The sequence below is a fragment of the Micromonospora sp. DH13 genome (assembly GCF_020873825.1).
Lineage (GTDB): Bacteria > Actinomycetota > Actinomycetes > Mycobacteriales > Micromonosporaceae > Micromonospora > Micromonospora haikouensis.
This window is the reverse complement of sequence record NZ_JAHWGR010000067.1, coordinates 1-12,278: the sequence shown is the minus strand read 5'-3', so window position 1 is coordinate 12,278 and position 12,278 is coordinate 1. Positions and strand designations below refer to the sequence as shown.

The following is a 12,278-nucleotide window of genomic DNA, read 5'->3' as shown; positions in this document are numbered from 1 at the left end:
GTGGGGCGTCCTGCCCCACGCCGCGACGGCGTCCCGGCCTCGCCCACCCCGGTGGGGCCGGGCGCTCAGGCCAGCGGGGCCACCGGGCGGAAGGAGCTGTCCGCCCGGAAGACGGCGGTGTCCTGGTACAGGTCGATCCGCAGCGCGTAGTCGTAGTGCCGCAGGTACCGGCCGGGGTAGTTGTAGGACTCCAGCGAGACCGCACCGGTGACCGAGCCGGGCCGGGCGCAGAACGTGGCGTCCCGCCCGAAGATCGCGCTGCCGTCGTTGGCGTCGGCCCGGATCCGGTAGTCGTAGTGCCGCAGGTACCTGCCGTCGGCGGTGCGCAGCGAGGAGCAGTTGGCGTCGGCGAGCCCGGCGACGACGGTGAGGGTGGCGTCCTGGCGGGCCTGCGCCGGGCTGGCCGTGGAGACCGGGTCGAGGTAGCCGAGGTTGTCGGCGCGGCGGGCCACGTACCGGTCGGGGAAGTTGACCGACTGCAACGACCGGGTGCCGGTGGGCAGCGTGACGCCGCCGGAAACCGTCTCGCGGAGCACCGTGAAGTGCCGGGCGAAGCCGGACAGCCCGGGCAGCTCGACCGGCGGGGTCCAGGTGCGCAGCCCGTCGGAGCTGTCGCTGAAGAAGTACTTGCCGACCGTGTACCCGTCGAAGTAGATGCGCCAGCCCCCGTTGTCGAGCGGCACCAGCGCCTGGCCCTCGCGTGGGCCGCCCCAGCCGGCCCAGTCGCCGGTGCCGACGAAGGTGTAGGGGCCGTTCAGGTTGCTCGCCGTGGCGTGCTCGATGTACTTGGTGGTCTCCTGCTTGGCGAAGGCGTGGTACGTCGCGCCGACCTTCACCACGAACGTGTCGATGTGGTTGGGGCCGATCCCGGAAAGGAGCGTGGGTGCCCCGAACGCGGTGAGCGAGGCGTTGGTCGCGCGCAGCCGGTACGGCTTGAAGTCGGCCCCGTTGGTGGAGAGCGAGACGATCACGTTGACGCTGCCGTCGCTGTCGACGAACCACTCGGGGGCCCAGGTGTTCTGCACCGTCATCGGGATGGTGTGGTTGCGCAGGAACGTCCAGTTGACCCGGTCGGTGCTGGTGGCGAAGCCGATGGTGTTGCCGGTCCAGTTGGTGGTGTAGACGACGTAGTAGCGCCCGTCGGTGTGCCGGATGATGCTCGGGTCGCGGATCAGCCCGGTCGGCGGCGTGTAGGCGGGCCCGCGCAGCAGCCGGTAGCCGGTGGCGTCGGCCGACTCGTAGACGTACATGTTGGATTCGCTGCTGTTGGTGAACGCCGTCATCGTGTAGCGGGAGGTCTGCCCCGGTGGGGGCGCGGCGGCCGACGCCGGGGCGGCCCCGGCGGACGGCAGCGCGGCGACGAGCGACGCCAGGACGGTCGCGGCCGTCAGCGCCGCCCGACGCCACGACCGACGGACGGTTCGGACCATCTGCCACCCCCACGCCAACAATCGAAGTTACTCGATGTTAACGCTCGCCTCACCGGGTGACAACGAGGGCGTGCCGCCGGTCAGTGCGCCGCCACGACCACCGCGTCGGCCGGCAGGCCGGCGAGCCGGGCCGGCCGCACGACGACGAGCAGGACCGCCATGGCCGCCACCATCCCGCCCGCCACCACCAGGGCCATCGCCACCGCACCGGTGCCGAGCATCCCCACCAGGGGCGCGGCCACCGCGCCGACGCCGAACTGCACCGCGCCGAGCAGGGCCGACGCCGTGCCCGCCGCCTCGCCGTGCCGGGACAGCGCCAGGGCCGGCGCGTTCGGCATCGCCAGCCCCGCCGCCGCGAGCACCGCCCACAGCGACGCCAGCAGGGTCGGCAGCCCACCCAGGCCGGTCGCGGCGAAGACGAGCAGCGCCAGCCCGGCCACGGTCCCCGCGCCCAGGGACGCGACGAGGATCCGCTGCGGGGAGTGGCGACGCAGCAGCCGCACGTTGAACTGGGTCGCCCCGATCAGCCCCACCGCGCCCGCCCCGAAGGCCAGCCCGAACTGCTGTTCGTCGAGGCCGTACTGCTGCTGCAGGACGAACGACGACCCGGCCACGTACGCGAACAGCGCCGCCATGGCCAGGCCGGCGACCAGCACCAGGCCGACGAACGTGCGGTCGCGCAGCAGCGAGCCGTACAGGGCCAGGGTGGCGAGCGCGCCGCCGCGCCGCCGCCGCTCGGCCGGCAGCGTCTCGCGCAGGCCGAACACGGCGACCACGACGAGCACCGCCCCGAAGACGGCCAGGGCCACGAACACGCCCCGCCAGTCCGTCCAGCGCAGCAGCCCGCCGCCGAGGGTCGGCGCGAGGACCGGTGCGGCCCCCATGACCAGCAGCAGCCGGGACAGCAGCGTGGCGAAGGCCGCGCCGCTGAACAGGTCGCGGACCACGGCCATCGCGACCACCGAGGCCGCCGCGACGCCTAGGCCCTGCACCACCCGCAGCGCGCCGAGGACGGCGACGTTCGGCGCGACCACGCAGAGCGCCGACGCCACGACATGCAGCGCGATGCCGGCGATCAGCGGCTTGCGGCGGCCGACCGCGTCCGACAGCGGGCCGATCAGCAACTGGCCGACGGCGAGGCCGGCGAGGGTGCCGGTGAGGGTCATCTGCACCGCCGCCGACGTGGTCCGGAAGTCGGCGACGAGTGCCGGGAAGGTCGGCAGGTACATGTCGATGGTCAGCGGGCCCACCGCGATCAGCGAGCCGAGCACGAGGACGAGCCGCAGGCGCTGCCGGCGACCCATCGCGTCGCCCGGCGTCGGCGGGGCTGCCGGTGCCACGGTGGCGGCCTTCATCGGGACGCCCGGGCGCGGCCGGCGCGCGGCCGGGCGGGAAATGATGCAACGGTCACAACAGGCTCCAAATCCGGAGCCCGGCATCTGATTCCCCGCCCGGCGACAGGTAACGCAGGTCACAGGCCGGCGGGCCCCCCACGAAGGGTACGGGCGCGGGGGGGCCGCCGGGCGTCAGACGGTCGAGCAGGTCGCGCCGTTGAGGGTGAAAGAGGACGGTTTGCCGGCGTTGCCGGTGTGGTTCGCCTGGAACCCGATGTCCACCGATCCGTTCGGGGCGAGGCTGCCGTTGTAGGAGACGTTGCGGGCGGTCACCGCGCCGCTGGTCGGCGAGTAGGTGGCGTTCCAGCCGCTGGTGATGCTCTGCCCGGTCGGCAGCGTGAACGCCAGGGTCCAGCCGTTGACGGCCGCAGCGCTGGTGTTGGTGATCGTGACGGACGCGGTCAGGCCGGTGCTCCAGGCGTTGACCGTGTACGCCACCCGGCACGCCCCGGACGCCGGAGGCGTGGTCGGCGGCGGGGTGGTGGGCGGGGGCGTCGTGGGCGGGGGCGTGGTCGGCGGAGGCGTCGTCGTCGGGGGCGTGCCACCGATGCTTCCCGGCACCGCCCGCAGCGCGTTGTACCAGGCGGTGGCCATCTTGCCGTAGCCCGTCGCGTTGGGGTGGATGCCGTCGGCCAGGTCGGCGTAGGTCAGCGCGCTGCCGATGTCCACGAGGTGCACGCGGCGGCCGGCGTTGACCTTGCCCTGCACGATGCCCGGGATGGCCGCGTTGTACGTCCGCACGGCGTTCTCGGTGCCGGACCGCGGGATGATCGTCGCGACGAAGACGTCCGCCGTCGGCGCGGTCGAGGTGATGCGGTCGATCAGCGTGGACAGGCGCGACGCCGCGGCGGTCGGGTCGCCGTACATGTCGTTGGTGCCGATGTGCAGCAGCACCGTGCGGGGCGTCGTCGCCCGCAGCCAGTTGACGACGTTGGCGTCGACCTGGGAGATGGTCCACCCCGAGTGGCCCTCGTGGTCGTGGTCGCCGAGGCTGGCCGGCCCGTTGAACATCGAGCCGACGAAGTCGATCCGGTAGCCGCCGGCGGCGAACTTCTGCCACAGGTCGATGCGGTAGCCGCCGGGGACGTTGAAGCCGTCCGTGATCGAGTCGCCCAGCGGCATCACCCGGACGCCGCCGTTGGACTCGGCGTTGGCGGGGGCGATCGCGAACGTGACGGCGGTGGCGACGACCGCCATGACGGCCGCCGCGGCGCCGAACAGGCGAGTTCTTCGTGTCATGCGTATCCTCCCGATGGTGGTTGCCCGGGCGAGGGACGCGCCGGGGCGAGGTGCGGAATCCGGGCGCGGCGGCGGCCCCGTCGAGGTCCGCCCACGGGCGGACGAGGGCGAACGGAGGCGCGGCGGGTCGGCGCACCACCGCAACTGCCGGGTACGGCATGGGAAGGCCAACCGTCAGCAGTGCCCGTGCGGCTGCGCCGCCGGCCCCGGCGTCCGGGCGGACGACCGGCGGCCCGTGGCTGGAGCGTGCCCTTCACCCTGGCCGCCGACACCATAACGGGTTACCGCTGACACCCACAATGGATCGTCGCTCGGCGATACTTCCAGGCGCGCTGCGGGCCGGATCGGGGCACCCGCCGCACGGTCAGAACAGCGCGTACCGGGCGCGGGAGAGGGTGAACCCGTGCCCGGTCGCCGCGTCGCGGCAGTCGACGCCGCTGCGGGAGCTGGCGCAGACCACCCGCCCCGTCCGCAGCGCCTGCCCGTACCCCAGCACCAGGTCGGCGTCGCCGACCGCGCCGCCGACACACAGGAACGCCGCCCGCCCGCCGCGGGTCAGGCCCAGGGCGTCGCCGTAGTCGAGCTCGCAGTCGGCCGGGCGGCGCGGGGCCGACCACGACCGGTCGCGGATGTCGCAGCGCGCCTGCGCGCCGCCGGGCGCCTCGGGGTCCTCGTCGAGGTAGCACGTGATGTTGCCCGACGGGGTGGCGAACACGGTGAGGCCGGTGACCTCGCGCGCCGGGGCCGGCGTCGGCGAAGGGGCCGACGGCGTGGGCGACGGGGGCGTGGACACCTGCGGGGTCGGGCTGGGCGAAGTGCCCAGCGGCCCGTCGAACACCACCGCCGGCCGCTCGGCGTCGCGCACCCGCTGGAAGACCTCCATGCGCAGCCGCGCCGCGTCGGCGGGGACGGCGAACGCGTAGTTGAGCCGCCGCACCGCCCCCGCCTCCACCGTCGGGCCGGCGTCCGGGTACTCCGGGTCGGGCACGACGATCGCCGGGGTCACCCGGTCGTCGACCAGCCCCCGGAAGGAGAACTCGTTGACGTCCAGCGCCCCGCGGCGGCCGTTGGCGAGGCTGGCGATCACCACCGCGTACCAGGTGCCCTGGAGCTGGACCCGCTGCGGCACGGCGAGGGTGAGCGTGACGCCGTCGGGCCAGGCGTACGTCTGCCCGAAGGCCAGCCGGGCCGGCGCCGGCACCGGTCCCGTCGGGCCGGCCTCCGGCGGCGGCGGGGTGTCCGGGCCGGGCCGGCCGCCGGTGGGCAGCCACCGGCAGTAGGTGGTGAGAGCCACCTGGGCCCGGCTCGGGCGGCGCACCTCGCCGCGCCGGGTCCCGTCGTAGAGCACCTGACCGAAGGCCCGCAGCCCCGGCACGTCGGAGCCGGCGGCCCGCCGGCCCACCTCGACGTTGGTGATCGCCTGCTGGTCCACCAGCAGCGGGCGACCGGCCGCGGACTGCGCGAACCGGCAGACGTCGGCCGCGGCCACGGTGCCGGCGGCCGGCGGGGGTGCGGCGGCGGCGACCTGCTCCGGCACCCATGATCCACCGCGGCCGGGGATGAACTCGTTCGCGGACAGCCACAACCCGACGACCGGTCCGACGTAGCCCAGCACGACCAGCCCGGTCACGGCGACCACGACGACGCGGGGCCAGCGCCGGGCCCGGCGGGCACCGGCGGGCGCGGCCGGATGGCCCTGCGGCCACCGCGCGCGACGCCACCGGACCAGCCGGCCCACCGACGCCACGACCGTGCCGGCCACGACCGCCGCCGCCAGGCCGAACACCCCGACCAGGGTGTACGCGCCACCGATGGTGAGCACGCCCTGGTAGACGCTGCCGCAGCCGGCCCCCAGGCACAACTTGACGAAGGAGAGCGTGAGCAGCACCGACACCAGCGCGTAGCCGGTGAGCACCGCCGCGACGAGGGCGTGCGCCGGGCCGAGCCCGACGCCGGACCGGCCGCCGAGGGCCGCGGCGACGAACGCGACCACGAGTTGCCCGAGCGCGACCGCGCCGAGCAGCGCGTAGACGTTGAGCAGGGCCCGCTGGTAGCTGCCCGGGTCCAGCTCGCGGCCCAGCCAGGTCGCCGCCGCCACCAGCAGCCGACCGGAGCTGGCCTCGTTGACGGCCAGCGCGACGACGAAGACCAGCGCGGGCGGCAGCAGCGCCGCCGCGGGCCGGATGCGCGGCCGTCAGCGGGTATGCCGCAGCCGCGAGCAGCGGCAGCAGCACCCACGGGTCCAGCGCGCTGCCGAACACGCCGACGGGCAGCGCGACGAGCGCACCCGTGCCGGCCACCGAGGTCCCCGTCGACCAGGCCGTCAGGCCGGCGCCGAAGGCGAGCGCGGCCAGCGCCTGGCCCGCGCGTACGGCCGGGGTCAGGGTGCGGCCGGCCGCCGACGGCAGCCACGCCGCCGCCGAGGCCACCGACCAGCGGGCGAACAGCAGGCAGCCCAGGGCGAGCAGCACCAGCGCGAACACGCCCGGCGCCGGAAACTGCCGCAGGATCGACGGCCAGGTCGCGTCGTCGCTCAGCGGCGCGGCGACGAGTTCGCCACCGGCGATGCCGGCGGCCAACGCCAGGCCGGGCCGGGCGCCGGTGGGCAGCGGCGTGCCGGTCACCAGGGACACGAGGGTCTGCCGCCACAGGCCGGTGCCGACGACGGTCACGGTCAGCGCGCCGAGCAGCGCCGAGGCCAGCAACAGGCCGTGCAGCCGGTCACCGCCGAGCAGGTTGGTGGTGATGGTGCTCAGGTACGGCAGCGAGACACCGACGGTGACGCCGGCCGCCAGCGCCTCGACGGCCCCGGCGCGCAGCAGCGCCTCGGGCCGGCGTACCACGTCGGCGCGGTCCCCGTTGGTCGGGTGCAGCCGCAGCAGCCGCCACCAGGCGCGCCGCGCCGGCCCCAGCGGCCCGCCCGCCGGCGGCTCCCGCTCCGGGAATGCCTGCGGGTGGAAGGGCGGGTCGGTGCGGTCGGGGCCGGCCACGGACGCGCGCACGTCGGCGTGGTGTTCCCGGGCGCGGATCACCGCGGCCCGGACGAGCCAGAGCAGGGCGACCGCGACGGCGAGCCGCCACCCGACGGGCCACAACAGGGCGGGCGTCCGGACAGCCACGAACGCCAGCAGCGGCACGGCCACCACCAGCACGAACGCCCAGCCGCTGAGCAGCGCCAGGACGGTGCGGTCGACGTCGCGGTTGCGCAGGTGGGCGAGTTCGTGCCGGACCACCGCCCGCAGCGCCAGCAGGCCGTCGTCGCTGGTGTCGTGCAGCAGTCCCCGGTTGAGGCGTACGTGGTAGTGGGGGCGGCAGCCGAAGGCCCGGCCGCCCGGCCCGGTGCGGTACGGGTTGACGACGAAGCGGGGCGGCCGGGTCAACTGCGCCTCGTCGACCAGCCGCGCGATCTCCCGCGCCGCGACCGGGTAGACGGCCGGGTCGAGGGGTCGCAGCCCTTGCCGGCGGATCAGCCGACGCGGGTGCCGCCGGTAGCCGACGAACATCGCGGTCGCCACCAGTGCCGCCGCGCCCAGGCCTACCCCCGCCCGGCGGACGTCGACCGCCGAGTTGCAGGCCAGGTAGCCGTCGGTGACCCGCTGCGGCGGCCCGGTCGCGGCGGCGGTGTCGGCGGCGACGACGCACCGCCGGTAGCTGCTCTCCCAGCCGGTCAGGCCGCCGGCCACGGCGTCGTAGGTGTAGGCGGCGGCGCTGAGGGTGAGCGTCATCAGCAGCAGGAACAGCGAGGTGGTCGCGGGCGGGAGGGTGAACGGGTTCAGCCGTGCCCGGTCGGTGGCCGGGTCCGCTACGGCCGGGCGTTCCACCGCTGCACCAGCGCGGCGGCGAGGTCGGCGGCGAGGGCCTCGGGCGCGCCCCGGTCGGCGGCGCGCCGGGCCGCCAGCGCCCTGATCCGCTCCTCCTGGCCGGGCGGGATCGGCGGGGCCATGCTGTCCTCGCCGACGGCGGGGCCGCGGAACGGCCACCAGCCCGCCGCCCGGTAGCGGCGTCCGGCGGCCTTCGCGCCGGTGACGACGAGGTCCTTGCAGATGTCCACGACCACCGCGGCGGCGAGCACGCCTACCGCGTGGCCCGCCTCCTCCCAGCCGGCGGCGGTGGGCTCCGCGCCGGCCCGGCCCGCCCGGCGGGCGGCGGCCGGATCGCGCAGGTAGGCGGTCGCCACGAAGTCGAAGTCCGACAACTCGTCCGGTGCCACCTCCGCGACGATGTCGCGGGCGATGTCGATGACCTTGCGCTGTTCTGTGACCGGCACCGCGCTCTCCCCTGAATCCGGAGTCAGGGGCAGCGTGGCAGAGCGGCGCGGGGCGGGGTGTCGGCTGACCGACACCGCCCGCGCGTTCGCCGGATCGGCCGAGCGTCGGCACGGCCGATCGGCCGGCGGCTCCCGGTCGGGTGGCGGGCCGGGCGGGCGGCGGTTACCGTCCGCCGCGACGGCCGCCCCGCGCGCCGACCATCGCGAGGGCGACCAACGCCAGCGCCACCGCGACGCCGCCCACCACGAGGGATGCGGTGCCGCCGCGCCCGGCCCGGTCCCGGGAGCCGGGTCCGGCGGCGGCGCGGTCGCCGGCCCGGTCGGCCGCGCCACGGTCGGCGGCACGCCCGGTCGGCCCCGGTTCGGTCCGGCGCGCGGACGGGGTCGGGCCGGGGGGCAGGGCGTAGCGCAGGATCCGCGGCCGCGTGCCGGGTGGCTGGTTCGCCGTCTCCGAGACCGTGAGCAGGGACCGGCCGTCGGGGCTGTAGCTGACCGACTCGCCCTGCGGTTCGTCGGGCAGGGCGATGCTCCTCGGCCGGCCGGTGGTGAGCGCCCCGACGAGATCGCCGTCGGCGACGTCGAACTCGAAGGCGTCGGCGTAGGTGCGCAGCACCACCCGCCGCCCGTCGGGCGCGCTCGCCCCGCCGGTGACCACCCTGCGGCCCAGGAAGGAGTACGGGTTGCCGGTCGTGGTGGACGGCAACCGCACCTGCCCGACCCGGGCCAGCGGCACCGTCCCGCCCGCCCGCAGCGGCGCGGCCGGGCGGTACAGGCCCGCGCTGCCGCCCTGTTTCGTCACGATCACGGGCCGCCCGGCCGCGTCGACCAGGAGGGCCTCCGCGTCGTGGGCCCCGTCCGGGTACGTCAGCCGGTGCAGCACCGGGCGGCCCGCGCCGGGCGACAGCCGCCACAGGGCGACCGTCCGGCGGGCCCGGTCGTTGTCGCCGGTGTCGGCGACCCAGATCGTGCCGTCCGCGCCCACGGCCAGGTCCTCGGTGTCGCGGGGCCGCGAGGGGTAACGCACCGTCCGCACCACGCGGCAGCGGTCGTCGAGGAAGAAGATCCGGCGGCGGGACTCCTCGTCGGCGCCGTCGTTGACCACGACGAACCCGTCGTCGGTGGCGACGAGGCCGGAGATCTCGGTCAGCCGGTCGTCGCGGATGTCGCACACCGGCCGGCCCGCCGGCGGCGCGGGCGCGGTGACGGGCCCCGCCGCCGCGACGCCGGGGGCGAGGGCGAGGGCGACGACCGTGATCGCCGTGGCTGCTGCCGCCGACCACCGCCACCGAGGGTGCCGGATCGATCCGGGGTTGGTCACCCCCGCATCATTCCGGCCCCACCGTCCAGTGGGGAATCCCGGTGCCGCCTCACGGCAGACGCCTCCACAACAGCCAGAGAATGGCGTCGAGATACCCGGCCGGCGGGAGATGCGACAGCGCAGCGACGTGGGCGGCCTTCGGCCGGTGCCCGACGGCCCCTGCCGGCCCCCGGGCCGGAAGGGTGCCACCGAAACGGTCGAAGCCGGGATAATGGGTTGCGCGACGCCGCGAACCCGGAGGTCATGGTGGGCCAGGAGGACATCCGCCGACACAACCTCGGCACCCTGCTGCGCCACGTCCACCTGGACGGCCCCGTGTCCCGGGCGACGCTGGGCGAACGGATGGGCCTCAACCGCAGCACGATCGGGGCGTTGACGGCCGAACTCGTCGCCGCGGGCCTGGTCCGCGAGGAGACGCCGACGGAGACCGGGCGCGCAGGCCGGCCGTCGCTGCTGGTGCGGCCCGAGCCCAGCCGGGCGTACGTGCTGGCGTTCGACGTCGCCGTGGACTGGCTGTTCGCCGCCCGGATCGGGCTGGGCGGGGTCGTCCTGGACCGGCGGCGGGCGGCCCGGCCGCGGGCCGGCCCGGACCTCGACCGGGTGGTCGAGGTGCTCGCCCGGTTCGGTCGGCAACTGCGGGAGGCGGCGCCGCCGGGCTCGACGTGCGTCGGCGTCGGCGCGTCGTACTGCGGGATGATCCGGCCGGGCGACGGCATGGTCCGGTTCGGGCCGGACCTGGGCTGGGTGGACCAGGCGTTCGGCGCCGAGCTCGGCCGCCGGCTCGGGTTCGGCCCAAAGGTGTCGGTGGGCAACGAGGCCCACCTCGGGGCGCTGGCCGAGCAGCAGCGCGGGGCGGGCGTCGGCTTCCGGAACCTGGTCTACCTGCACGGCGACGTCGGCGTGGGCGGCGGGATCATCGTCGGCGGGAAGCTGCTCGACGGCGAGGGCGGCTACGGCTGCGAGCTGGGGCACATGGTGGTGAACCCGTACGACGGGCGGCCGTGCGGGTGCGGCTCCCGTGGGTGCCTGGAGGCGGAGGTCGGCGAGCGGGCCCTGCTCGACGCCGCCGGGCGGCCCGCCGGGCTGTTCGGCCGCGCCGCCCTGCGCGACGTGGTGGCCGACGCCGACGGCGGCGACCCCGTGGCCCGGCAGGCGCTGCGCCGCGTCGGCGACTGGCTCGGCATCGGGGTGGCGAACCTGATCAACCTGTTCAACCCCGGGGTGGTCATCTTCGGCGGGATGCTGCGCGACGTGTATCCGGGCGCGGCGGAGCCGGTCCGCGCCCGCATCGCCCGCAACGTGCTGCCGGTGGCCCGGGAACGCGTACGGCTGCGCACGTCGGCCCTCGGCGACGACGCCACCCTCGTCGGCGCCGCCGAACTCGGCTTCGCGCGGCTGCTAACCGATCCGCTGGGCGCGCTCGCCCGCGCGGCCGCGCCGCCCGTGACCGGACCGCGCCGGGGCACGGGTGGCCGAGCCGCGGCGGGCCGGGTCGGTGCGGCGACGCGCCGACCCGGCCCACCGGGCGACGGGACCGGTCAGAAGGTGACGGTACGGCCGCCGAGGGTCACGACGAGCCGACCGTCGGAGGCGAACGACCACTTCAGGGCGCCGGAGTAGTTGGCGCACCGCGAGCCGTTCGAGCCGGTCCAGAACTGGTTCGAGCTGTCGACGTTGCCGACGGTCTTGTCGTTGGACCCGCTGCCGCTGCGGCACGAGGTGTTGCTCCGGAACACCGAGGTGCCCGCGTCGAACGAGAAGTTGCGCTCGGTGTTGTCGATGCTGATGTTGTTCGAGATCGACATCGAGCCCGGGTTGCGGTTGTACGTGAAGCCGTGCTTGCCGTTGCGGAACGCGATGGTGCGGCGCACGGTGTGGTTGACGGCGATGTCCTCGCCGCCGAGCTTGAAGCCGTTGCGGTCGCCGTTGCCCGCCTGGCTGCCGTCGCTGAGGGTGCCGTTGTTGTAGGCGAGGGAGTCCTCGATGGTCACCGGGCCGATCGCCCCCGTGTCGCTCTTGGTGTAGAGGTCCCAGCCGTCGTCGATGTTGTTGTGGGACACGGCGTAGCGGAAGACGTTGCCGTTGCCGACGGTCAGCTTGGCCGCGAACCCGTCGGCGTCCTCGCCGTCGGAGTCGCGGTTGTCGTGCGACTCGGCGCTCAGGACGAGGTTGTTGGCCGGCCACTGGTCGCGGGGCGTGTCGGAGGCGATCCGCGAGATCTGCAGGCCGCTGTCGCGGTTGAAGCGGGTGATCGTCCGCTCGATGATGTTGTTGCTGCCGCCGACGAAGATGCCGTTGTCACCGGCGCGCTCGACGACGAGGCCCTGGACGTGCCAGTAGGACCCGTTCAGCGCCAGGCCCCGGTTCGCCGGGTCCTCGCTCATGGCCGAGAAGTTCAGCACCGGCGTCTCACCCGGGTAGGCGATCAGCTTCTTGCGGGCGCTGGAGGTGCCGTTGTTGCCCGGCGCGATGGTGACCGTCCTGGCGAGGCTGTAGGTGCCGCCGCGCAGGTAGATCGTCCCGCCGGCCGCGACCCGGGTGATCGCCGAGGTGATCGTGGTCGGGTTGGACTGGGTGCCGGCCGCGCCGTCGGTGCCCTGCGGCGAGGCGTACACCGCGCCGCTGGCGGG

At 75.4% G+C, this 12,278-nt stretch carries 7 protein-coding genes and 2 pseudogenes; 1 reads left to right on the top strand and 8 read right to left on the bottom strand.

Annotated elements, in window-relative coordinates; translation table 11 throughout:
• Window positions 1–65: 65 nt before the first annotated feature.
• The 7 genes and pseudogenes from LPA42_RS32890 to LPA42_RS32860 form a co-directional block, all read right to left on the bottom strand.
• Entirely contained in the window at window positions 66–1,430 is a 1,365-nt protein-coding gene (locus tag LPA42_RS32890; RefSeq protein ID WP_077937833.1) for a glycoside hydrolase family 43 protein, read from the bottom strand.
• Window positions 1,431–1,510: 80 nt separating this feature from the next.
• On the bottom strand, window positions 1,511–2,785 hold the full coding sequence (locus LPA42_RS32885) for a multidrug effflux MFS transporter (RefSeq protein ID WP_228987115.1): 1,275 nt from the start codon (window positions 2,783–2,785) through the stop codon (window positions 1,511–1,513).
• Window positions 2,786–2,956: 171 nt separating this feature from the next.
• Window positions 2,957–4,063: a cellulose binding domain-containing protein gene (locus tag LPA42_RS32880; protein ID WP_308291167.1), complete on the bottom strand. Its 1,107-nt coding sequence runs from the start codon at window positions 4,061–4,063 to the stop codon at window positions 2,957–2,959.
• 364 nt (window positions 4,064–4,427) lie between these two features.
• Window positions 4,428–6,161: a DUF6636 domain-containing protein gene (locus LPA42_RS32875; RefSeq protein ID WP_228987114.1), complete on the bottom strand. Its 1,734-nt coding sequence runs from the start codon at window positions 6,159–6,161 to the stop codon at window positions 4,428–4,430.
• A 934-nt stretch (window positions 6,162–7,095) separates the two neighbouring features.
• Window positions 7,096–7,566: pseudogene (locus tag LPA42_RS34765) on the bottom strand (M48 family metalloprotease); the annotation flags it as partial.
• 299 nt (window positions 7,567–7,865) lie between these two features.
• Entirely contained in the window at window positions 7,866–8,330 is a 465-nt protein-coding gene (locus LPA42_RS32865; RefSeq protein ID WP_077937828.1) for a hypothetical protein, read from the bottom strand.
• Window positions 8,331–8,493: 163 nt separating this feature from the next.
• A complete protein-coding gene (locus LPA42_RS32860; protein WP_198956569.1) occupies window positions 8,494–9,648 on the bottom strand; it encodes a hypothetical protein in 1,155 nt (384 codons plus the stop codon).
• Window positions 9,649–9,891: 243 nt separating this feature from the next.
• Here LPA42_RS32860 and LPA42_RS32855 point away from each other — a divergent pair.
• Window positions 9,892–11,064: pseudogene (locus LPA42_RS32855) on the top strand (ROK family protein); the annotation flags it as partial.
• Window positions 11,065–11,186: 122 nt separating this feature from the next.
• Here LPA42_RS32855 and LPA42_RS32850 read toward each other — a convergent pair.
• A partial coding sequence (locus tag LPA42_RS32850) for a cellulose-binding protein (RefSeq protein WP_228987112.1) occupies window positions 11,187–12,278 on the bottom strand: 1,092 nt, incomplete at its 5' end.

Bases quoted from the DNA above. Each gene is read 5' to 3' on its own strand.
- LPA42_RS32890 (WP_077937833.1), bottom strand. From the start codon at position 1,430: ATGGTCCGAACCGTCCGTCGGTCGTGGCGTCGGGCGGCGCTGACGGCC.
- LPA42_RS32885 (WP_228987115.1), bottom strand. From the start codon at position 2,785: ATGAAGGCCGCCACCGTGGCACCGGCAGCCCCGCCGACGCCGGGCGAC.
- LPA42_RS32880 (WP_308291167.1), bottom strand. From the start codon at position 4,063: ATGACACGAAGAACTCGCCTGTTCGGCGCCGCGGCGGCCGTCATGGCG.